The following is a 20730-nucleotide window of genomic DNA, read 5'->3' as shown; positions in this document are numbered from 1 at the left end:
GGGGCGCGCCGATGGATGCGACGACCCGCCGTGCCGCGCGCGCCCGTCGCGCCGGTGCCGTGGTGGCGCTCGGCACCGCACTGACCGTCGGGTTGGTCGGCTGCGGCTTCGGCGGCGCCAATACCCTGCCCGTTCCCGGCACCCCCGGGACCGGTGATGGGGCGTACCGGATCAGCGCGATCATCCCGACCGCGGCGGGGTTGGTCACCAACGCGCCGATCATGCTCGACGACGCGACCATCGGCTCCATCGGGCGGATCACCGTCGACAACTGGAATGCCCGCGTCGAGATGCGCCTGGACAAGGGCACCCGGATCCCCAGCGGGTCGCATGTGATGGTCGGGATGACGAGCGTCCTCGGCTCCTCGCACCTGGCGATCCTGCAGCCGGACAACCCGTCGGGGGCGATGCTGACCGCGGGGGCGACCATCCCGCTCGCCAAGTGCCCGGAACAGGAGAACCTGTCCCCGGCGTCGGGCGGCCCGGCGATCCCCGACGTCAGTGTCGCGCAACAGGTTTCGGCCTGTACCTTCCCGACCACCGAGCAGGTGCTCAGCTCGCTCTCGGTGGTGCTCAACGGCGGCGGCCTCGCCCAGTTCGGCGACATCGTCTCCGAGGTCAACAAGGTCTTCAACGGGCGCCAGGACACCATCACGAAACTTGTGCCCCGGCTCAACCAACTCGTCGGCACCCTCAACAACCAGCGCGGCGACATCATCCGGGCCATCGAGGGGCTCGACCGGCTGACCGACACCATGAACGCCCAGCGCCCGACGATCGAGAAGGCCCTGGCCGACGGCCCGAAGATCCTGCAGCTGTTCGTCGACCAGCGCCAGCCCCTCGTCGACGCCCTCGGCGCGATCGGTCGGCTCTCCCGCAACGCCGACGACATCCTCAAGGCCAACGGCGACGACATCCGCCTCGCCGTGAAGTCGTTGGACGCCACGCTCGACCAACTCCAGTCGACCGGGCTCTCGCTGAGCCAGTCGCTGTCGGTGCTGCTGCCTTCCCGTTCCCGGAGGGGGCGATCGACAAGGTCGTCCGGGGTGACTACGTGAACACCGACCTGAACCTGGACCTGACCTTCGCCCGGTTGGACAAGACCCTGTTCTCCTCGGTGATGGGCAGCCGGATCCTCGGCCCGGAGGCGCTGGCCGGACGTCCCGCCGGGGCCGCCCGTCGTGGCCTGAACCCGTTCCAGTCGCCGATGCAGCGCGAGGGCGCCCCCGGTGCGACGCCTCGCCCGCCGAAGAAACGGGGCCCACGATGAAAGTCACCGGTTTCGTCCGCGCCCAGCTGATCATCTTCGCGATCGTCTCGGTGATCTCGGTGGTGGCGATGGCCGTGTTCTACGTCCGCATCCCGCAGATGTTCGGGGTCGGCGTCTATCACGTCAATCTCGACCTGCCGAGCACCGGCGGGCTCTACGAGAACGCCAACGTCAGCTTCCGCGGCGCCAACGTCGGCAAGGTCGACTCGGTGCGCCTCACCTCCGATGGGGTGCGCGCCCGCCTCACCATCGACTCGGATGCGAAGATCCCGGACAACTCGGCGGCGTCGATCCAGTCGGTGTCGGCGGTCGGCGAGCAGTTCGTCGACTTCGTGCCGCCCGCGCAGCCGTCGTCGGAGCACCTGTCGGACAACTCGACCGTGCGCACCGACGACGTGCCGGTGGAGATCTCGGCGATGCTCGACCAGGCCGACAGCCTGCTGACCAACGTCGGCAGCTCCAAGCTGCGCTCGGTGATGGACGAGGCGTTCAAGGCCTTCAACGGGACCGGGGAGGAGCTGCAGCGGCTCCTCGACTCGATGACCCTGCTCACCGACGACGCCTACAAGAACTCCGATCAGATGATCGCCCTGGTCCGCCAGGCCGGCGACGTGCTGTCCACGCAGAACCAGACGGCCGATTCGGTGCGCTCCTGGACGTCGAATATGACGAAGGTGACCGACCAGCTGCGGGCCAACAAGCCGGAGATCACCGGGATCCTGGCCAAGGGCCCAGGGGTCACCAACTCCTCACAGCAGCTGTTCGACTCGATGAAGATGTCGCTGCCGTTGCTCGTCGACAATCTGGGCGTCGCGTCGAAGACCCTGGCCGTCTACGAGCCCAATATGCGTCAGATCCTCGTCCTCTACCCGCGGCTGCTCGACGTGCTCATCACCGCGGTCAACACCGGCGACGTGGAGCGCTACGGCGCCAACGCCGACTTCGCCCTCGGCTTCCAGGACCCGGGCACCTGTACGGTCGGATTCCTGCCGGCCAGCCAATGGCGTCCGGGATCGGCGACGACGGCGCGCGAACTGCCGCCTGGGCTGCTGTGCCGCGTCCCGCAGGACCAGAACCTCGCCGTGCGCGGCAGCCGCAACTTCCCGTGCGTGGAGTTCCCCGGCCGCCGCGCGCCGACACCGGCGGAATGCCGGACCGGCTACAAGCCGCTGGCCAAGCAAAACGTCCCGTTCCCCAACGGATTGCCCTTCGGGTTGAAATGGCAGGGTCCGGGCAGCGGCCCGGGGGTGGCCCCGGCGGCCTACAACGACCCCGGTCCCACCGGTACCGTGGTGCCGGCGACGCCCGCGCAATATCGCAAGGACGGCGACAAACCGGCCGTCTATTCGACGACGTACGACCCCAAGACGGGTGACTACGTCGGACCCGACGGCAAGATCTACAACGCGGGCCTCGGTAGGGACGCGCAAGGAAAAACGACTTCATGGCAACAGATGATCAATCCGAAGGTCCGGTGAACCCGGCCCCATCGTCGGGAGCACCGGTCGACGCACCGAAGGCCGTTCCCGTCCGCAGTGCACCGCTGAGCAGGCGCCGCAAGATCAAACCGCTCGCGGCGAAGGCCGAGCCGGAACCGGCGTCGACCGACGAGGAAGCCGTCGACGAGTCGACCGCCGACGTCTACACCGTCGAGAATCCGGCGGCGACGGCGTCGTGGACCGAGCGCGAGCGGACGCGCGAGCCCAGGCCGGCCCCGTCGTCGCCCTATCGGACCGTCGACCGCGTCGACCCGCGCTCGGCGCTGCTGGGGATCGGCGCCGCGGTGCTGGCGGTGGTGCTCATCGCCGCCTCCGCGCTGCTCGGCATCGGCGCCTACCGGTTGCAGCGGCTCAACGACCTGCGGGCCGAATACGACGCTTTCGCCCAGCAGGTGACGGTGAATCTGACCTCCCTGAACGCGGGCAACGTCGACAACATCCGCAAGACCCTGCTCGACAAGACCAGCGGCACCGCGCAGCAGAATCTGGAACTGGTGACCCAGCAGATCATCACGCAGATCGAGCAGTACGGCATCCAGACCAACGGCGAAGTCATGTCGCGCGCCGTCACGGTGGCCGATCCCGATTACGGGCAGGTGTTGATGGTGCTCGGCTGGACCCAGCGGCTGTCCAACAAGAAGGACGACGTGGAGCGCCAGGTGTTCCGCTGGAAGGTCGACATGCGCCGCATCAACGGTGAACTGAAGCTGACGAAATTCGATTGGGTGTCCTGACGTGGCGAAGACGCGCGAGGCCGTGAAGAGCGGCGGGGAAGAACGACCGATCCCGAAGAGCTGGTGGGTCGTCGCCGCTGTCTTGGCGGCGTTGATCGTGGTCACCGGTTTCCTCGGGTTCCGCTACTTCCGCCTGCAATCGGTGGAGTCGGCGCGCAGCTCGTCGCTGGCGGCGGCCAAGGACTACGCCAACACGATGTTCACCTACGACCCGGAGACGGTGGACGCGAAGATCACCAAGTCGCAGGGCTTCCTCGTCGACGATGCCCGGCGCGAGTTCGACGAGCAGGTGCTGCAGGCCAAGATGTCGCAGAACGTCAAGGGCAACCGGATCATCTCGAAGCTCTCGGTGGCCGACGCGGGCGTGGTGACCAACACCCGCACCACGTCGACGGTCCTGCTCTTCCTCAACCAGTCGGTGACCAGTTCGGCCGAGCCCAAGGTCCGCGTCGACCCGAGCCGCGTCCAGTTCACGATGGCGCGCCACGGCGGGAAGTGGAAGATCAACGACATCCGCATCTTCACCGACGACTCGCTGCGCAACGTGGTGGAGCGCCAGGTCAAAGACCCGGCCCCGTCGTTTCCCGCTCCCGCTCCGGCCCCCAACTAGCGTCGACCGCCGACTGGGCACCTCAACCCCGCCGAGTGGGCACCCAAGGTAGCTCGAGTGGGCACCTCAACCCGGCCGAGTGGGCACCTAAAGTAGCTCGAGTGGGCACCTCAACCCGGCCGAGTGGGCACCTCCGCGACTACTGCGACGAGTAGCCCATCGGCATCAGGATCGACTTGTGCTCGAGGTAGGACTCGAGGCCCTCGCGACCGTTCTCACGGCCGATGCCGGAGTTCTTGTAGCCGCCGAACGGCGACGCAGGGTCGATGGCGTACCAGTTGATGCCGTAGGTCCCGGTCCGGACCTTCTTGGCGATCTCGACACCGCGGGGGATGTCGGAGGTCCACACCGATCCGGCGAGGCCGTAGTCGGAGTCGTTGGCGATCGCGATCGCCTCGTCGACCGTGTCGTAGGCGATGACCGAGATGACCGGGCCGAAGATCTCCTCGCGGGCGATCGTCATGTCGTTGGTGACGCCGGTGAAGATGGTCGGCGCGACGAAGTGACCGGAGTCGAGGCCCTCGGGACGACCGCCGTCGAGCACTGCGGTGGCGCCCTCGGTCTTACCCTTTTCGATGTAGCCCTCGACCTTGGCGCGCTGCTTCTCGGTGATGATCGGGCCGAGCTTCGCTTCGGGGTCCGACGGGACGCCGGGGGTGAAGGTCTTGGCCGTCTCGACCATCGCCTCGACGATCTCGTCGTGGCGTGAGCGGGGGACCAGCACGCGGGTCTGCGCGACGCAGGCCTGCCCGTTGTTGAGCAGCCCGGAGAACACCAGCATGTGGATGCTCGACGGCAGGTCGACGTCGTCGAGGACGATGGCCGCGGACTTGCCGCCCATCTCCAGCGAGCACCGCTTCAGCAGCTCGCCGCAGCGCGAGGCGATGATCCGTCCGGCGGCGGTGGAGCCGGTGAAGGTGATCTTGTCGACATCGGGATGTTCGACGAGGGCCTGGCCGGCCTCGAGGCCGCCGGTCACCACCGAGAGCACGCCTTCGGGGACCCCGGCCTCGGTGAAGAGCTCGGCGAGCAGGTTGGAGTCCAGGGGCGTCTCGGGCGCGGGCTTGAGCACGACGGAGCAGCCGGCGGCGAGCGCCGGGCCGAGCTTGTTGCAGATCAGGAACAGCGGCACGTTCCAGGCGATGATCGCGCCGACGACGCCGACGGGCTCGCGCACGACGAGGCTCTCGCCGAACAGTCCGGTGCGCTTCTCCTCCCACGGGTAGGCCTCGGCGGCGTCGGCGTAGGCGCCGAGCACGCCGGTGCCGGGGAGTTGCTGCAGGGTCGCGACGTCGGTGGCCGATGCGCCCATCTCCGCGGAGATGAGGCCACCGATGTCGGCGCCGCGCTCGTTGATGAGTTCGGCGGCGCGACGGAGGACGGCGGCCCGCTCGGCGGGGGTCTTGTTCGCCCACACGCCGGCGTCGAAGGAGGCGCGCGCGGCGGCGACCGCCGCGTCGACGTCGGTCGCGTCGGCAGCGGGCACCGAGCCGACCTTTTCGCCGGTCGACGGGGAGATCACGTCGATCCGCTCGGTGGAGTGCGGTGCGACCCACTTCCCGCCGATGTACAGATTGGGCTGGTCGCCGCCGCCGACGAGGGTGGGTGCGGCGGTCGCGGTCTCGGTCATGGATGCTCCAAGGTCGGTGATCTGGTTCACCTTCGATACTAGAACACGTTCTAGTTGTCGACCAGGGGTCGATCAGATCCGATCAACCCGTGCGGAGCAATCCCGGGGCGGGACCGACGGTCGCTACGCGCCCGACGCCGGCTTGGCGTCGATCACGACCTCGAACTCCAGCAGGTTCGCGCCCGACGCGACGGTGTTGCCCTTGCGCTCGCCGGCATGTGCCTTGCGCGCGTCGCCGTTGGCCCAGTTCTGGTAGTCCTCCTCGGTCTCCCACTGGGTGTAGACGAAGTAGCGGTCCTCGCCCGACGTCGGACGCAGGAGCTGGAATCCGAGGAAGCCCGGCGACGAGTCGACGGTGTGCGCACGGTTGGCGAACCGCTTCTCCAATTCGGGGCCGGCGCCTTCGGGGATGCTGATCGCATTGATCTTCACAACTGCCATGAACCCCAGACTATCCGCGCGACGTGGACTCGGACAGGGGCGGACGGTCGCGGCTATAGTCGGCTGCCATGACCGCGGAGACCGGGGCGGTTGGCGCCGACGCCCTCACCGACCACGGCGGACACGGCCCGCCGATCCTGCTCCTGCACGGCCTGATGGGGCGTGGGCGGACGTGGCAGCGGCAGGTCGGCTGGCTGCGCCGCTACGGACGAGTGTTCACCGTCGACGCGGCATGGCACACCGGCCCGATCGACGATCCGAATTCCGTCGATCCCGCGGCGCTGGGCACCGAGCGGTTCGTCGCCGACATCGTCGACGTGCTGGGGCGTGTCGGCGCGCGCATGGGCAGCGACGATCCGGCGGTTCTGATCGGGCATTCGATGGGCGGGCTGCATGCCTGGTGCACGGCCGCGGCGCATCCGGAGCTGGTGCGCGCTCTCGTCGTCGAAGACATGGCCCCGGATTTCAAAGGGCAGACGACGCGGAATTGGACGCCCTGGTTCGAGACGTGGCCGGAGCGCTTCGCCTCGGTCGGGCAGGCGCAGGAGATGTTCGGCGAGGTGGCGGGGCGCTATTTCTACGAGGCCTTCGACGACGGTCGGCTGCACGGGGACCTCGGCGTCTTCACCGCGATCGCCGATCAGTGGGGATTGCGCGACTACTGGGACGCCTGGGGCGCGGTCCACGTGCCGACCTTGCTCGTCGAAGCGGGGTTCACCGTCACGCCGCCCGGGCAGATGGCACAGATGGCGCAGCGCAACCCGTCTGCGCAGCACATCGTTGCGCCCGACGCCGGCCACCTCGTCCACGACGACGCGCCGGAGTTCTTCCGCGGCGCCGTCGAGGCCTTCCTCGCCGCGCTTCCTCCCGCATGAATCCCTTCCTCCCGCAGAAATATCTGCGGGAGGAGGCGAAATCTGCGGGAGGAACGGTCAGCCGCCGAGGCGGAACAGACCGTCGTCGGTGATCTCGACGAGCCCGTCGACGAGCAGCGAGTCGAGGGCACGCGATCGCTGTCCGGGATCGGTGGGCCAGGCCGCGTCGAGTCGGTCGCGCGTCACCGGTCCGCTCCGCTCGCGCAGGACGTCGAGCAGTCGTCCGCGGGCCTGCCGGTCGGTCCCCTCGTACCGCTGGGTGCGTTTGGGCGGCGCCGCCGACGCCGGCTTCCCCGCCGCGAACCACGCACAGGAGTCGACGATCGGGCAGACGTCGCAGCGTGGGTTGCGCGCGGTGCAGACCAGGGCGCCGAGCTCCATCAGGGCGGCGGAGAACCGGGTCGCGGACGGGGCCGGCGAGCCGTCGGGGGAGCGGGGCGCGAGGGCGTCCGCGTCGTCGAGGTCGGTGCGACGGGGCCCGAGCGGTTCGGCGAGGCCGTGGCAGGCGCGCGCGATGACGCGCCGCACGTTGGTGTCGACGACGGGGACCGCGCGGTCGTAGGCGAAACAGGCCACCGCGCGGGCCGTGTACTCGCCGACGCCGGGCAGCGCGAGCAGCGCGTCGACGTCGTCGGGGACAACGTTTTCATGGTGTGCCGCAACGGTTTTGGCGCACTGGTGCAGTCGTTGTGCGCGTCGCGGATAGCCGAGCTTGCCCCAGGCCCGCAGGACGTCGGGGCCGCTGGCCGCCGCCATGTCGGCCGGTGTCGGCCACCGGGAGACCCACGCGTGCCACGGCTCCAGCACGCGCGCGACCGGTGTCTGCTGGAGCATGAACTCGCTGACCAGGATGTGCCAGGCGGTGGCCTCGGGTCGTCGCCACGGCAGATCGCGTCCGTGGGCGTCGAACCAGGTGACCAATGCGGCCGATGGCATACTCAGAGTCATGCCCACTCCCTCAGCACGACTCACCCCCGCCCAGGCCTGGCACAACCTCAAGGCCGGGAACGAACGATTCGTGGCTGGGAATCCGGAACATCCGAATCAGAGTATCGACCGACGGTCGGGCCTCGCCGAGGGACAGGCGCCCAACGTGGTGCTGTTCGGCTGCTCCGACTCGCGGGTGGCCGCCGAGATGATCTTCGACCAGGGTCTCGGCGACATGTTCGTCGTGCGCACGGCCGGACACATCATCGACTCCTCGGTGCTCGGTTCGCTGGAATTCGCCACCGAACTGCTCAACGTCCCGCTGATCGCGATCCTCGGACACGACTCCTGCGGCGCCGTCGGGTCGACGGTGAAATCGCTCGAGGACCTCACCATCCCGTCGGGGTATATCCGCGACATCGTGGAGCGGGTCGGCCCGAGCATCCTGGCCGCCCGCGCCAAGGGCAAGACGCGCCTGGACGAGTTCGAGGCCGAGCACGTCATCGAGACCGGGCGCCTGCTGCTGCAGCGCAGCCTGCTGATCAAGGAGCGGGTCGACCGCGGCGAGGTCGCCATCGTCGGGTTGACGTATCACCTGGCCGACGGCCGGGTGTCGTTGCGCAGCGCGCTCGGTGAGATCGGGGACGTTCCGGGGGATCCCGTCGAGCCGTAGGCCACACCTATTGCGAGTGGACGATGTGTTCTATCTGACCAGGGCGAATCGCGACACGCCGGACAGCCTCAACGGTCGTATCGTCGCTGGCAGTTAGCGTAGGGGCCGTGATCGAACCACAGGGCCCCCTGCCGCCGGAGATCTACTGGCGCCGGCGAATCGTCGCCGGTGTCGGCGGCTTGGCCTTCGTCGGTTTGGTCATCCTGCTCATTTTCTCGGCGCTCCCGTCCAAGGACGACGGCAAGCAGGTGGCCGCGACCGCGTCCACCCCGGCTCCACCGCCGTCGACGCAGAAGCAACCCGTCCCGGCCCCGTCGGCCGGCGACGGCAACGGCAACGGCAACACCGACAACGGAGCCGCGGGAAACCAGGGCAACAACGGCAACGGTCAGGGTGGTACCGACAACCAAGCCGGCCAGCCGGGCAACACCGCGCCCGGGGACAACCAGGCCGCGCCGCAGGCACCCGGGGCGCCGACCAACGCCGCCGCACCGGTGCCCGCGCAGAACCTGTGCACCGACCAGAGCCTCTCGGTGGTGCTGTACACCGACAAGCCGACGTACAAGGTCGGCGATCAGCCGGTGTTCACCCTCGCGGTGACCAACGGCGGCCTGGCCGAGTGCACCCGCGACATCGGCAAGTCGGCGCAGAACGTGATCGTGCGCTCACTCGACGGCACGCGCACCCTGTGGTCGGCGCGCGACTGCTCGCCGCTGCGCTCGGTCAACAACGTCGTCTTCCAGCCGGGCCAGCAGGAGCGCGACACGGTCAACTGGTCGGGCACCACCTCCACCCCCGGATGCCAGACGCCGCGTCAGCCGATCCCGCCGGGCGCCTACCGGGCGATCGCGAAGATCGGCGAGCGCGAATCCGCTCCGATCACGTTCAACGTGGTCGCGCCGGCCCAGCAGCCGTAGCTAGAACCGGTCGAGGCTGGTCTCGGCGAGCCGGGACAGCCCTTCGCGGATGTGCCGCGCCCAGATGCTGCCGATCCCCTCGACGCCCTGCAGGTCGGCAGCCGTCGACGCCAGCAATGCCTGCAGCGATCCGAAGCTCGCGACGAGGCGCTCGACGTGGGCGAACTGCAGCCGGGAGATCCGGGAGAGCACCCGGTAGCCGCGCGGGTTCATCGTCATGTCGAGGGCCTCGACGGTCGTCGGGTAGCCGAAGCAGTGCGCGATGAGGGAGAGGTCCAGCAGGTCGGTGTCGGACAGCTCCCCGATGGATGCCAGCGAGCTCTGCAGCTCCTCGCGGGTGGGCGGCTCCGGTGAGGCGTAGTAGTCGCGCACCAGCAACTCGCGCATGACGTCGTTGTCGCTGATCAGTTCCTCGCGCTGCAGACGGACCTGTCGACCGTTGGTGCCCAGCTCCAGGATGTACAGGTCGATCTCGTCGGCGACGCGCCGGACCATCTCCATGCGCTGGGCGACGCTGGCCACATCCCGCAGTGTCACGTCGTCCTCGATCTCCGAGCGCGAGAGCTGGCCGAGCACCTCGTCGAGCCGCGATCGGTACCGCTCGAGGGTCGCGAGAGCGACGTTGGCGCGGGAGAGGATCGGGTCGGGGTCTTCGACGACGTGGCGGGCGCCGTCGACGTAGACGCTCACGATCGACATCGACGCGCTGACCGAGATCACCGGGAATCCGGTCTGCACCGCGGTGCGCTCGGCCGCGCGATGCCGGGTGCCGGACTCGCTGGTGGGGATCGTGGGGTCGGGCATCAGCTGCACGTTGGCGCGCAGGATGCGCGTCCCGTCGGTGGACAGGACGACCGCCCCGTCCATCTTGGACAGCTCGCGCAGGCGCGTCGGCGCGAAGTCGACGTCGAGGTGGAAGCCGCCGTCGCAGATCTGCTCCACGTCCTTGTCGTGCCCGATGACGATGAGTGCGCCGGTGCCGCCGCGCAGGATTCGCTCCAGGCCGTCGCGCAGCCCGGTACCCGGCGCGACACGGGCGAACGTTTCGCGGGTCAGGTCTGACATCGGGGCGGTCAAGGCGTCTCCAGACACGAGCAGGGATGCGTCAGAAACTAGACTATCGGTCTGTGAGAACACCATTCGCGATACCCGACGACCTCGAGTCGGTCAGCCGTCACCCGAAGGCCAGGCGACCGGGCGAGGCGATGCGCTATCACCACGCCCTCTGCTACGGCTGCGGCGACGACGCGGTCAACGGGCTGCACGTCACCGTCACGGCCGGCGAGGGCGTGGCGTCGACCGCGACGATGCAGGTGCGATCGTGGATGGAAGGCGGGCCGGGGGTGATCCACGGCGGCATCCTGTCGGCGGCCTTCGACGAGGTGATGGGCACGACGGCCCTTCTCATCGGTGTCCCGGTGGTCACCGGCCACCTGGAGATCGATTTCATGCGGCCCATCCCGATCGAGTCGTCGTTGCGGTTCACCGCAGAGGTGCTGGGCCGGGATCGGCGCAAGATCTACACCCGCGCCGCCGCCTTCGTCGACGGGCCGGAAACCGCCGCGGAGCCGGTCGCGACGAGCCGTGCCCTGTTCATCGGTATCGATCCACGAGAGCATTTCGCCTCCCACGTGGCCAACTCGCAGCGTCCCGACGAGCACCAGCGCTGGACCAAGTACTCGAGCCCGTAGTCGCCGGGACTGCCCACTCGACGGGGTTGGGGTGCCCACTCGGCATGGTTGGGGTGCCCAGGGTCTCGATACGGTTCCTCGCCCAGGGGCTCGGATCCACTCGACCAACGCGACGTCAGAAGTCGGGGTTTACCGGACCGCGGCCACTGCCGTGCAGGCAGGCGTCGACGGCCTCGGCGAGGTTGGAGACCCGGGTGATGCGGATGCCGCCGGGCAGGTCCTCACGGTCGGCGCCCGCCGCGGGGATGACGGCATGGCGGAAGCCGAGCCGCTTCGCCTCGGCGACCCGGCGGGTCAACGCGCTGACCGGGCGGACCTCGCCGGCCAGGCCGACCTCGCCGATCGCGACCGTCGTGAACGGGATGGCGCGACCGTCGACAACCGAGGCGACCGCCATCGCGATCGCCAGGTCGGCGGCCGGTTCGGTGACCTTCATGCCGCCCACCGTCGACGCGTAGACCTCCGACGTGCCGATCTTCTTCAAGCCCAATCGGGCCTGCAGCACCGCCAGGACCATCGCCACGCGTGCGCTGTCCAACCCGGAGACCGCGCGGCGCGGAATGTTCATCTCGGTGGGATTCGCCAGCGCCTGGATCTCCCCGACGAGGGCGCGCTTGCCGTCCATCGTGACCAGCACGGCCGAGCCGGTGACGTCGCCCTGGCGCTGGTGCCAGAAGATCCCGGACGGGTCGGTGACCTGGTGGATACCGTTGTCGCGCTGCTCGAAGCAGCCCACCTCGTCGGCGGCGCCGAAGCGGTTCTTGATCCCGCGGACCATGCGCAGCGGCGAGTGCCGGTCGCCCTCGAAGCTGAGCACGACGTCGACGAGGTGTTCCAACGAGCGCGGCCCGGCGACGGCCCCGTCCTTCGTGACGTGCCCGACGAGGATGACCGCGGTGCCGCTGTTCTTCGCCAACGAGACGAGTGCGGTGGTGACCGCCCGGATCTGGGTGACGCCGCCGTGCACGCCGTCGGAGTCGGTGGCGACCATCGTCTGCACCGAGTCGACGATGAGCAGGGTCGGGTCGACCTCGGTGACGTGGCCGAGGACCGTCGCGAGGTCGGATTCGGCGGCGAGGTAGACGTTCTCGTGGACCGCGTCGGTGCGCTCGGCCCGCAACCGGACCTGACCGGCGGATTCCTCGCCGGTGACGTATAGGACGCGCCGACCGCCGCCGGCCCAGTGCTTGGCGGCCTCTAGGAGCAGGGTCGACTTCCCGACGCCCGGTTCACCCGCCAGCAGGATCACCGATCCGGGGACCACCCCGCGGCCCAGGACGCGGTCGAATTCGCCGATCCCGGTCGGGATGACCTTGGCCGCCTCCGAACCCACCTCGGTGAGGCGGCGCGCCGGGCTCGACGGCGCGACGCCGACGGTTCCGCGGCTCTTGGACGTCGACGCGGCGACGGCCTCGTCGACGGTTCCCCACTCACCGCATTCCGGGCAGCGGCCCACCCACTTGGCGGGTTGGTGCCCGCAGGCGCTGCACCGATAGACGGCTCGAGTCTTGACTGCCACCGGCTCAGCCTAGGGGCGGGGTCGGACAGTCGGCGGTGCGGCGGTGACGAGGACGGTTCAGTGCTCGGTCTCGGCCGAGTCGGACGGATCCTTGTCCTTGCGCTCCATGAGTGCGCCGGCGTCGACCGGGGTGTCCACCTTGACGCTGGTGGCCTTGCCGTTGGTGTTGAAGTTGAAGGTCAGCGGCACGGTCAGGCCGGGCGAGACGGTCTGTCCGGCGTTGCTGAGGGTGGCGCTGAGGAACTTCTGCCCCTCGGTCGGCGTCATCCCGGCCGGCTCGCCCGCGCGCAGCGCCAACCCGGCGGGGACCGTGGTGTCGCCGTCGAGGGCGACGGTTCCGGTCGGCGCGGTGATGGAGACCAGCTTGGTGTTGTTCACCGGGTCGTCGTTGCTGATGACGAAGGCCAGCTTGTACGGGCCGCCGGCGGCGAAGACCGCCGTGGAGTCGGTGGCGGTCGGGTAGATGACCTGCACGTCGTTCAGGGTGAGGTTGCCGTCGCGGACGACGGCCCCGTTGATGGCCGGCGCCTGCGTCGCGGTCTGCGACACCTGGCCGGAACCGCAGGCGGTGCCGGTCGCGACGACGGCGGCGCCGATCGCGACGGCGAGCGCGGACTTGACGAGTCCGGACGTGAACGCGGACTGGGAGAGCAGGGTCACCGTGAATCCTCCAGCTGGTGGTCTTCGTGTTCCCGCACCACGGGCACGGGAACCTCACTACGCAGCGTAGTGGGCGCGGTGCCCCCACGTCCCGCGGGGTCGTGAGATTCGTCGGAGAAACTCCGGTGCGCAGACCACAACCGGCATTGTCCAGTGGGCTGTACCACAGCCTGTAGTAGAGGCTCGATAGTCGCCCTGGCCAGCGCAAAGGGCCTCGATCAGCCTTTTGACCTGCACCGTTGAGAAATGGCTGTCGGAGCCGCGTGTTAGACTTACCTCAGTTGAAAGGGGCGCTACGTTCATGAATTTCAAAGTTGGCGACACCGTTGTTTACCCCCATCATGGTGCCGCGCGGGTCGAAGACATCGTCACCCGCACCATCAAGGGCGAGCCGGTCGAATACCTCGTATTGAAGGTGACCGACGGTGACATGACCGTTCAGATCCCTTCGTCGAAGCTGGAGTACGTCGGTGTTCGCGACGTCGTCGGTGAAGAGGGACTCGACCAGGTCTTCCAGGTGCTGCGCGCGCCGCACACCGAGGAACCCACCAACTGGGCCCGCCGCTTCAAGGCCAACCAGGAGAAGCTGATCTCCGGCGACATCATCAAGGTCGCCGAGATCGTGCGCGACCTCTGGCGTCGCGAGCAGGACCGCGGACTCTCCGCCGGGGAGAAGCGCATGCTGACCCGTGCGCGCCGCGTCCTCGTCGACGAACTCTCGCTGGCCCAGAACACCGACGACGAGAAGGCATCGACCATTCTCGACGAGGTGCTGGCCGCCGCTTCGTAACCCACTCCCAGCAGCCGCAGTTGTCGACATCGGTCATCATCCCGGCTGCGGGATCGGGCGTCCGGCTGGGCGAGGACCGACCCAAGGCGTTCGTGGACGTCGGCGGTGCCACCGTCTTGGCCCGCACGGTCGGCTCGATCACCGGCGCGCCCGGACTCGACGTGGATCGCATCGTCGTCGTCGTACCCGGTGAGCTGGTCGAGCGGACGCGAGCCGAGCTGCCCGAGGCCGATTGCGAGATCGTGGTCGTGGCCGGCGGTGCGGAGCGCTCCGATTCCGTTCGCGCCGGCTTGGCGCACAGCACCGGCGAATTCGTCTTGGTGCACGACGCCGCGCGGCCCTTCACCCCGTCGGCCGTCTTCGCCCGCGTCGTCGCGGCCCTGCGCGCCGGTCACCCCGCCGTCGTGCCCGGGCTGCCCGTCGTCGACACCCTCAAGAAGACCGATTCCGACGGTGGCGTCGTCGTCACCGTGGACCGCGCCGAACTCCGCGCGATCCAAACCCCGCAGGGATTCCACGCCGACGCCCTGGTGCGCGCGTACGCCGGCGATGGGGATGTCGCGACCGATGACGCCGGGCTGGCCGAGCGGGCCGGGATTCCCGTGGTCGTCGTCGACGGCGACCCCGATGCCTTCAAGATCACGACCCCGTGGGATTTGCGCCTGGCGCGCGCCATGGCGAAAGGGTGGGACTGACATGCGAGTCGGCATCGGTAGCGACGTGCACAAGATCGCGCGGGGCGTGCCCTGTTGGCTGGTCGGCCTGCACTTCCCCGACGACGACGGCTGCGAGGGGCACTCCGACGGGGATGTCGGGGCCCACGCCCTCTGCGACGCGGTGCTGTCCGCCGCCGGGCTCGGCGACCTCGGCAGCGTCTTCGGTACAGGTCGATCCGAATGGGACGGCGTCTCCGGGGTCCGCATGCTCGAGCACGTCGCGGCACTCGTGAGCGAGGCGGGACTCGTCGTCGTCAACGGGGCGGTGCAGGTCATCGGCAACCGGCCCCGGATCGGTCCCCGCCGCGAGGAGGCCGCGGGGGTTCTCTCGGCGGCGCTGGGGGCGCCGGTCTCGGTCTCCGCGACGACGACCGACGGCCTCGGGCTGACCGGGCGCGGCGAAGGCATTGCGGCGATGGCGACGGCCCTGGTCGACGCGGCGCCGCGCACCGCCGAGCACTGACGGCGGTGGGCCCGCGCGCGACCCGCGACGCCCGGTAGGATCGCAGGTCGTGACCCTACGCCTGTACGACACCGCTGCGCGCGAGCTGCGCGAGTTCCGCCCGTTGCACGACGGACGGGTGACGGTGTACCTGTGTGGGGCGACGGTGCAGGGGGTGCCGCACATCGGGCACGTCCGCAGCGGCATCGCCTTCGACGTGCTGCGCCGCTGGCTCGCCCATCAGGGCAACGACGTGCTGTTCGTCCGCAACGTCACCGACATCGACGACAAGATCCTGCGCAAGGCCGACGAGGCGGGCCGCCCGTGGTGGGAGTGGGCCGCAACCCACGAGCGCGCCTTCGACGACGCCTATCGCGCGCTCGGAGTCCTGCCGCCGTCGGCGGAACCGCGCGCCACCGGCTTCGTGCCGCAGATGATCGTCTACATGCAGCGGCTGATCGACCGCGGCCACGCCTACGTCGCCGACGGCAACGTCTACTTCGACGTGCAGAGCCTGCCCTCCTACGGCTCCCTCTCCGGCCACAAGCTCGACGACGTGCACCAGGGGGAGAGCGCGGGCACCGGCAAGCGCGACCCGCGCGACTTCACGCTGTGGAAGGCCGCCAAGCCAGGCGAGCCGTCGTGGGACACCCCGTGGGGTCCGGGACGCCCCGGCTGGCACCTGGAGTGCTCGGCGATGGCGACCGGGCTGCTCGGTCCCGAGTTCGACATCCACTGCGGCGGCATGGACCTGGTCTTCCCCCATCACGAGAACGAGATCGCCCAGAGCGTCGGCGCCGGCGACCCGTTCGCCCGCTACTGGCTGCACAACGGCTGGGTGACGATGAGCGGCGAGAAGATGAGCAAGTCGCTCGGCAACGTCGTCGCCATCCCGGAGATGCTGCGCAAGGTGCGCCCCGTCGAGCTCCGCTACTACCTGGGCAGCGCCCACTACCGCTCCATGCTGGAGTATTCGGAGGGGGCGCTGCAGGAGGCGGCCACCGCCTACCGTCGACTGGAAGCCTTTGTGCGACGGGTGGATTCGCGGTGCGGATCGGTACCGGTGGGCACCGTGACACCGGAGTTCACCGCGGCGCTCGACGACGATTTGGGCGTACCGGCGGCCCTCGCGGTGATCCACAACGCCGTCCGCTCGGGCAACACCGCCCTGGAGAACGGCGACACCGACGCGGCCATTGAGGTGGCGGCCTCCGTGCGCGCGATGTGCGACATCCTCGGCGTCGACCCGATGGCGGCGAACTGGGCCAACGGACGCGAGGACCCGGCGGCACACAACGCCCTCGACGTCCTCGTGCGGGCCGATCTGGACCGTCGGGCAAAGGCGCGGGCCGACAAGGATTGGGTCGTCGCCGACGAGGTGCGCGACCGCCTGGCCGCGGCCGGCGTCGAAGTGACCGATACCCCCGACGGCGCCCAGTGGTCGCTGCATACAGACGACTCGGCTCGCGCCGGTAAACCGAAGGAAGGTGCGTGATGGCCGGAAACTCCAAGCGGCGCGGCGCGGTGCGCAAGTCGGGGACGAAGAAGGGGCAGGTCGTCGGATCGGGCGGTCAGCGCCGCCGCGGACTCGAGGCGCGCGGCGCCACCCCGAAGGCGGAGGACCGCGTCTACCACGCCGCTCACAAGCGCAAGGTCGCGGCGCAGAAGCAGGCGCCGAACCGCCGACGCCCGGCCCGGGACGACGACGCCCCCGAGTACGTGCTCGGCCGCAATCCCGTCGTCGAGTGCCTGCGCGCGGGCGTCCCGGCGACCGCGCTGTACCTGGTGACCGGCATGGAGGCCGACGAGCGGGTCACCGAGGCGGTGCAGCTGGCCGGACAAAAGGGTATCTCGATCCTCGAGGTCACCCGCAACGAACTCGACCGCATGTCGTCGAACGGGTTGCACCAGGGCATCGGCCTGCAGGTGCCGGCGTATTCCTACGCCCACCCCGACGACCTGATGGCCGCGGCGATCGACTCCGGCCGGCCGCCGCTGCTGGTGGCATTGGACAACATCACCGACCCGCGCAACCTGGGGGCGGTCATCCGCTCGGTTGCCGCCTTCGGCGGTCACGGCGTGCTGATCCCGCAGCGGCGCAGCGCCAGCGTCACCGCGGTGGCGTGGCGGACCAGCGCGGGGGCGGCGGCGCGGCTGCCCGTCGCGCAGGCGCCGAATCTGACCCGCACGCTCAAGGACTGGGCGAAGTCCGGGGCGCAGATCGTCGGCCTCGACACCGAGGGCGCGGTCAGCCTCGACGACTACGACGGCACCGGCCCGACGGTGGTCGTCGTCGGCTCCGAGGGCAAGGGGCTGTCCCGCCTGGTGCGCGAGACCTGCGACTCGGTCCTGGCCATCCCGATGGCCGGCGACGTCGAGAGCCTCAACGCCTCGGTCGCCGCGGGGGTCGTGCTGGCCGACTTCGCCCGCCAGCGCCGCCAGGCCTAGCTCAGGTGCGCCGGATCGGCGCCAGATCGACCCCGGCGGCCCGCAGCGCATCCCGGGTCGCACGGGCGTGCTCGACCGCACCAGGGGTGTCGCCGTGCAGACAGATCGACTCCGCGTCGACGGTGATCGTCGAACCGTCGACGGCGACGAGCGTCCCGGTGGTGACGAGGTCGACGACCCGGCGGGAGATCAGCGCCGAATCGGTGAGCAACGCCCCCGGCTCGGTGCGCGGGACCAGCGTGCCGTCGGGCCGGTAGCCGCGGTCGGCGAAGGCCTCGGTGATCGTCGGCAGACCGGCGTCGCGGGCCAGGGCCAGGATCGTCGACTGCGGTAACCCCATCACCGCCAGGGCCGGGTCCACGTCGAGCACCGCGGCGACGACGGCCGCGGCCTGCTCCTCGTCGGAGACCACGGTGTTGTAGAGCGCGCCGTGCGGCTTCACGTAGCTGACCGGCGCACCGGCCGTCGCGGCCAGCGCCCGCAGCGCCCCGATCTGGTAGACGACGTCCGCGCGCAGGTCCTCCGCGTCCATCGCCATGTGCCGGCGTCCGAATCCCGCACGGTCGGGATAGGACACCTGGGCCCCGATCGCGACCCCGGCGCCGTGTGCCGCCCGACACGTTCTGGACAGGATCGTCGGCGACCCGGCATGGAAGCCGCATGCGACGTTGGCGCTGGTCACGACGGTCAGCATCGCCTCGTCGTCGCCAACGCCCTCACCCAGGTCGGCGTTCAAATCGATAGTGCGGGCCACGCCTTCCGATGATAGGGGGATTACCCTGGATAACCATGACAGCGATGAATGACACCATCACCACGGCGCAGGGCCCGGTGGTGGGCGTGCGCGGCAAGCGCACTCGGGCCGGGACGATCAGCTGGAAGGGCATCCCCTTCGCCGCTCCGCCGGTCGGGCCGCTGCGGTTCCGCGCCCCCCAGCCCGCGCAGCCCTGGTCGGGCACCTTCGCCGCCGACTCGTACGGGACGGCCGAAGTCCAGGACAAGATTTACACGGCGGTCGGCCCCGGCCGGTTCCAGCCCACCGGCGAGGACTGCCTGACGCTCAACGTCTTCTCGCCGGATCGGATCAGCGCGGCACCGCGCCCGGTGATGGTCTTCATCCACGGCGGCGCGTACCTCCTGGGCGCGACGGCCACACCGCTGTACGACGCGTCGTTGCTGGCGAAGGCCGGCGACGTGGTCGTCGTGACGGTCCAGTACCGCTTCGGCCCGTTCGGCTACCTCGACTTCACCGAGTTCGGCTCGCCGGACCGCCCGATCGACGACAACCTGGGCCTGCGCGACCAGGTGGCCTCGCTGGAATGGGTGCAGGCCAACATCGCCGCGTTCGGCGGCGACCCGGACAACGTCACCGTCTTCGGTGAGAGCGCGGGCGGATCGTCGGTGACCGCGCTGCTCGCGACGCCGGCGGCGAAGGGGCTGTTCCACCGGGCCATCGCGCAGAGCCCGGCCAACGAGCTGAACATCTCGGCGCAGGCCGCCGCCCACTTCGGGCAGGAGTTCGTCAAGATGCTCGACGACCCGTCCTACCGGGCGGGCAGCGGCGGCGCCCCCGTCGACCCGCAGCGTGCGCGCGAACTGCTGCACAGCGCGACCGCGTGGCAGTTGCACAAGGTCAGCAAGGCGTTGACTGCCTACTCGCCGCAGTCGGGTACCGGCGAATTCCTCCCATTCGGCCCGACCTTCGGCACCGAGTATCTGCCGCAGGAGCCGAACCAGGCTGCGCGCGACGGCAACACCCACCGGGTGCCGCTGATCATCGGCACCAACCGGGACGAGGCGCTGCTGTTCACCCGCGGCGCGGCCATGCTGCCCGGCGACGACCGCGACCAGCTCGAGGGCATCTTCCCGCAGGGCGAGGACGTCTTCCTCGGCGTCAACGACGTCGAGCACCGCGCCGCGCTGATGGCCGCCTACAGCGAGGGGCACCGCGGCGGCGACCCGGTCCACATGCTGGGCGACTCGGTGTTCTGGGGACCGGCGATCGCCTTCGCCGAGGGACACGCGGCGGCGGGCAACCCGACCTACGTGTACCGCTACGACTTCGACACCAAGGTGCTGCGGGCCAGCGGTATGCGGGCCACCCACGCCACCGAGTTGTTCTCCGTCTTCGGCGCCTTCCGCACCGCGATCGGCGCGGGTCTGGCCGTCGGCGATTGGCGCGCGACGGGCAAGATGACGCGCGTGATGCAGGGGCATTGGACCGCCTTCGCGCGCACCGGATCGCCGGAGCTGCAGTGGTCGCGCTACGACGCGGGCCACCGGGACACGATGGTCTTCGACATCCACTCGCGAATGGTGCGCGACCCCTACCCGCAGCGCCGCGAGGCGTGGATGCGGGCGCACGGGCTCGTCCCGGCCTGATGGCGGCGAAGGCGGCCGCGGTCGGCGCCCTCCTCCTGGCGGCGGGGGTGCTAGCCGGGTGCGGTGGGTCGTCGGACCGGGACCCGGTCGACACGACGATCGGCGGCGGGCCCGCTGCCGCACCCGCCTCCACCGGCGTCGACGCATCGTCCTCGACGGTCGTCTACCTCCCGCCGCCCTACATCGCGCGGACGCAATGGGTGCAGACCTCGGTGGGCCCGAGCCTGCAGGTGTATCCGACTCCCGCTGGTCGCCGCGTCACCTCGCCCGACGCGCAGGGCAAGGCCTGGCGCGAGGTGCTTGCCAAGTCGGGGCGCTACGAGCAGTTCTCGGCGCATTCGCCCGGTATGCGGGCTCAGTTCGACTGCCACTGGGTGTGGGCGCGTGCGGTGCAGCCCGACAAGCCGTCGTGGAATCTGGAGCCGACGCGGCCGGTGGTCACCGAGGACCAGATGATCGCCTCGCGATGCAACCCGGGCGCGCCGGAGGAATAGCGTGACCCGCCA

Annotated in this window: 23 protein-coding genes; 16 read left to right on the top strand and 7 right to left on the bottom strand. The window is 69.8% G+C overall.

Annotated features, from left to right (window positions below):
• Window positions 1-11: 11 nt before the first annotated feature.
• The 5 genes from HUN08_RS15580 to HUN08_RS15565 are packed head-to-tail and all read left to right on the top strand — an operon-like array spanning window position 12 to window position 4113.
• Window positions 12-1058 (top strand): MCE family protein, encoded by a 1047-nt coding sequence (locus HUN08_RS15580; RefSeq protein ID WP_301546761.1) that lies wholly within the window; start codon window positions 12-14, stop codon window positions 1056-1058.
• Window positions 1055-1270 (top strand): hypothetical protein, encoded by a 216-nt coding sequence (locus tag HUN08_RS18430; RefSeq protein WP_301546760.1) that lies wholly within the window; start codon window positions 1055-1057, stop codon window positions 1268-1270. Before HUN08_RS15580 ends, HUN08_RS18430 begins: the two co-directional genes overlap by 4 nt.
• Complete coding sequence (locus HUN08_RS15575) at window positions 1267-2748, top strand: MCE family protein (protein WP_124247069.1); 1482 nt, start codon at window positions 1267-1269, stop codon at window positions 2746-2748. Before HUN08_RS18430 ends, HUN08_RS15575 begins: the two co-directional genes overlap by 4 nt.
• Window positions 2745-3503, top strand: coding sequence for a hypothetical protein (locus tag HUN08_RS15570; protein WP_124247070.1), 759 nt, complete (start codon window positions 2745-2747; stop codon window positions 3501-3503). The genes HUN08_RS15575 and HUN08_RS15570 overlap by 4 nt, the downstream gene beginning before the upstream one ends.
• Window position 3504: 1 nt before the next feature.
• Window positions 3505-4113, top strand: coding sequence for a hypothetical protein (locus HUN08_RS15565; protein ID WP_124247071.1), 609 nt, complete (start codon window positions 3505-3507; stop codon window positions 4111-4113).
• A gap of 139 nt (window positions 4114-4252) precedes the next feature.
• Here HUN08_RS15565 and HUN08_RS15560 read toward each other — a convergent pair whose 3' ends face one another.
• A complete protein-coding gene (locus tag HUN08_RS15560; RefSeq protein WP_124247072.1) occupies window positions 4253-5743 on the bottom strand; it encodes an aldehyde dehydrogenase in 1491 nt (496 codons plus the stop codon).
• Between the two features lie 123 nt (window positions 5744-5866).
• Window positions 5867-6184, bottom strand: coding sequence for an antibiotic biosynthesis monooxygenase (locus HUN08_RS15555; protein ID WP_124247073.1), 318 nt, complete (start codon window positions 6182-6184; stop codon window positions 5867-5869).
• A 68-nt stretch (window positions 6185-6252) separates the two neighbouring features.
• Between HUN08_RS15555 and HUN08_RS15550 the strand changes: the two genes are divergently transcribed.
• Window positions 6253-7059, top strand: coding sequence for an alpha/beta fold hydrolase (locus HUN08_RS15550; RefSeq protein WP_124247074.1), 807 nt, complete (start codon window positions 6253-6255; stop codon window positions 7057-7059).
• A 57-nt stretch (window positions 7060-7116) separates the two neighbouring features.
• Here the strand turns inward: HUN08_RS15550 and HUN08_RS15545 are convergent, their stop codons facing one another.
• Window positions 7117-8007, bottom strand: a complete 891-nt coding sequence (locus HUN08_RS15545) for an A/G-specific adenine glycosylase (RefSeq protein ID WP_124247075.1) — start codon at window positions 8005-8007, stop codon at window positions 7117-7119.
• Here HUN08_RS15545 and HUN08_RS15540 point away from each other — a divergent pair.
• The gene (locus tag HUN08_RS15540) at window positions 8006-8659 is read left to right on the top strand and encodes a carbonic anhydrase (protein ID WP_124247076.1); all 654 of its coding nucleotides are present in this window, start codon (window positions 8006-8008) and stop codon (window positions 8657-8659) included. The genes HUN08_RS15545 and HUN08_RS15540 overlap by 2 nt on opposite strands.
• Before the next feature lie 107 nt (window positions 8660-8766).
• Window positions 8767-9576: a hypothetical protein gene (locus tag HUN08_RS15535; RefSeq protein ID WP_124247077.1), complete on the top strand. Its 810-nt coding sequence runs from the start codon at window positions 8767-8769 to the stop codon at window positions 9574-9576.
• Here the strand turns inward: HUN08_RS15535 and disA are convergent, their stop codons facing one another.
• Window positions 9577-10641 carry a DNA integrity scanning diadenylate cyclase DisA gene (gene disA, locus HUN08_RS15530; RefSeq protein WP_124247078.1) on the bottom strand — a complete coding sequence of 355 codons (1065 nt, stop codon included), beginning with the start codon at window positions 10639-10641 and terminating at the stop codon, window positions 9577-9579.
• A gap of 62 nt (window positions 10642-10703) precedes the next feature.
• On the opposite strand from disA, the gene HUN08_RS15525 reads away from it, so the two are divergent.
• The gene (locus HUN08_RS15525; protein ID WP_301546759.1) at window positions 10704-11267 is read left to right on the top strand and encodes a PaaI family thioesterase; all 564 of its coding nucleotides are present in this window, start codon (window positions 10704-10706) and stop codon (window positions 11265-11267) included.
• A 115-nt stretch (window positions 11268-11382) separates the two neighbouring features.
• Here HUN08_RS15525 and radA read toward each other — a convergent pair whose 3' ends face one another.
• Complete coding sequence (gene radA, locus HUN08_RS15520; protein WP_124247080.1) at window positions 11383-12786, bottom strand: DNA repair protein RadA; 1404 nt, start codon at window positions 12784-12786, stop codon at window positions 11383-11385.
• A 57-nt stretch (window positions 12787-12843) separates the two neighbouring features.
• Window positions 12844-13446, bottom strand: a complete 603-nt coding sequence (locus HUN08_RS15515; protein WP_124247081.1) for a hypothetical protein — start codon at window positions 13444-13446, stop codon at window positions 12844-12846.
• 301 nt (window positions 13447-13747) lie between these two features.
• Between HUN08_RS15515 and HUN08_RS15510 the strand changes: the two genes are divergently transcribed.
• The 5 genes from HUN08_RS15510 to rlmB are packed head-to-tail and all read left to right on the top strand — an operon-like array spanning window position 13748 to window position 17842.
• Complete coding sequence (locus HUN08_RS15510; RefSeq protein WP_124247082.1) at window positions 13748-14236, top strand: CarD family transcriptional regulator; 489 nt, start codon at window positions 13748-13750, stop codon at window positions 14234-14236.
• Between the two features lie 20 nt (window positions 14237-14256).
• The gene (ispD, locus tag HUN08_RS15505; RefSeq protein WP_124247083.1) at window positions 14257-14931 is read left to right on the top strand and encodes a 2-C-methyl-D-erythritol 4-phosphate cytidylyltransferase; all 675 of its coding nucleotides are present in this window, start codon (window positions 14257-14259) and stop codon (window positions 14929-14931) included.
• A 1-nt stretch (window position 14932) separates the two neighbouring features.
• Window positions 14933-15415: a 2-C-methyl-D-erythritol 2,4-cyclodiphosphate synthase gene (gene ispF, locus HUN08_RS15500; RefSeq protein WP_124247084.1), complete on the top strand. Its 483-nt coding sequence runs from the start codon at window positions 14933-14935 to the stop codon at window positions 15413-15415.
• A gap of 49 nt (window positions 15416-15464) precedes the next feature.
• Complete coding sequence (cysS, locus tag HUN08_RS15495) at window positions 15465-16889, top strand: cysteine--tRNA ligase (RefSeq protein WP_124247085.1); 1425 nt, start codon at window positions 15465-15467, stop codon at window positions 16887-16889.
• Window positions 16889-17842: a 23S rRNA (guanosine(2251)-2'-O)-methyltransferase RlmB gene (gene rlmB, locus HUN08_RS15490; protein WP_124247086.1), complete on the top strand. Its 954-nt coding sequence runs from the start codon at window positions 16889-16891 to the stop codon at window positions 17840-17842. Before cysS ends, rlmB begins: the two co-directional genes overlap by 1 nt.
• Window position 17843: 1 nt before the next feature.
• On the opposite strand, the gene HUN08_RS15485 is transcribed toward rlmB, so the two are convergent.
• Complete coding sequence (locus HUN08_RS15485; protein ID WP_124247087.1) at window positions 17844-18596, bottom strand: LamB/YcsF family protein; 753 nt, start codon at window positions 18594-18596, stop codon at window positions 17844-17846.
• A 35-nt stretch (window positions 18597-18631) separates the two neighbouring features.
• Here HUN08_RS15485 and HUN08_RS15480 point away from each other — a divergent pair, with 35 nt between their 5' ends.
• Window positions 18632-20224, top strand: coding sequence for a carboxylesterase/lipase family protein (locus HUN08_RS15480; RefSeq protein WP_301546758.1), 1593 nt, complete (start codon window positions 18632-18634; stop codon window positions 20222-20224).
• Entirely contained in the window at window positions 20224-20718 is a 495-nt protein-coding gene (locus tag HUN08_RS15475; RefSeq protein WP_124247088.1) for a DUF2599 domain-containing protein, read from the top strand. Before HUN08_RS15480 ends, HUN08_RS15475 begins: the two co-directional genes overlap by 1 nt.
• The last annotated feature ends 12 nt before the right edge of the window (window positions 20719-20730 follow it).

The sequence above is a fragment of the Gordonia sp. X0973 genome (assembly GCF_013348785.1).
Taxonomy (GTDB): domain Bacteria; phylum Actinomycetota; class Actinomycetes; order Mycobacteriales; family Mycobacteriaceae; genus Gordonia.
This window is presented reverse-complemented; position numbering and strand designations above follow the sequence as displayed.

Bases quoted from the DNA above. Each gene is read 5' to 3' on its own strand.
- disA (WP_124247078.1), bottom strand. From the start codon at position 10,641: ATGTCAGACCTGACCCGCGAAACGTTCGCCCGTGTCGCGCCGGGTACC.
- HUN08_RS15545 (WP_124247075.1), bottom strand. From the start codon at position 8,007: ATGACTCTGAGTATGCCATCGGCCGCATTGGTCACCTGGTTCGACGCC.
- HUN08_RS15480 (WP_301546758.1), top strand. From the start codon at position 18,632: ATGACAGCGATGAATGACACCATCACCACGGCGCAGGGCCCGGTGGTG.
- HUN08_RS15510 (WP_124247082.1), top strand. From the start codon at position 13,748: ATGAATTTCAAAGTTGGCGACACCGTTGTTTACCCCCATCATGGTGCC.
- HUN08_RS15475 (WP_124247088.1), top strand. From the start codon at position 20,224: ATGGCGGCGAAGGCGGCCGCGGTCGGCGCCCTCCTCCTGGCGGCGGGG.
- HUN08_RS15550 (WP_124247074.1), top strand. From the start codon at position 6,253: ATGACCGCGGAGACCGGGGCGGTTGGCGCCGACGCCCTCACCGACCAC.
- rlmB (WP_124247086.1), top strand. From the start codon at position 16,889: ATGGCCGGAAACTCCAAGCGGCGCGGCGCGGTGCGCAAGTCGGGGACG.
- HUN08_RS15580 (WP_301546761.1), top strand. From the start codon at position 12: ATGGATGCGACGACCCGCCGTGCCGCGCGCGCCCGTCGCGCCGGTGCC.
- HUN08_RS15560 (WP_124247072.1), bottom strand. From the start codon at position 5,743: ATGACCGAGACCGCGACCGCCGCACCCACCCTCGTCGGCGGCGGCGAC.
- HUN08_RS15575 (WP_124247069.1), top strand. From the start codon at position 1,267: ATGAAAGTCACCGGTTTCGTCCGCGCCCAGCTGATCATCTTCGCGATC.
- HUN08_RS15540 (WP_124247076.1), top strand. From the start codon at position 8,006: ATGCCCACTCCCTCAGCACGACTCACCCCCGCCCAGGCCTGGCACAAC.
- HUN08_RS15555 (WP_124247073.1), bottom strand. From the start codon at position 6,184: ATGGCAGTTGTGAAGATCAATGCGATCAGCATCCCCGAAGGCGCCGGC.
- ispF (WP_124247084.1), top strand. From the start codon at position 14,933: ATGCGAGTCGGCATCGGTAGCGACGTGCACAAGATCGCGCGGGGCGTG.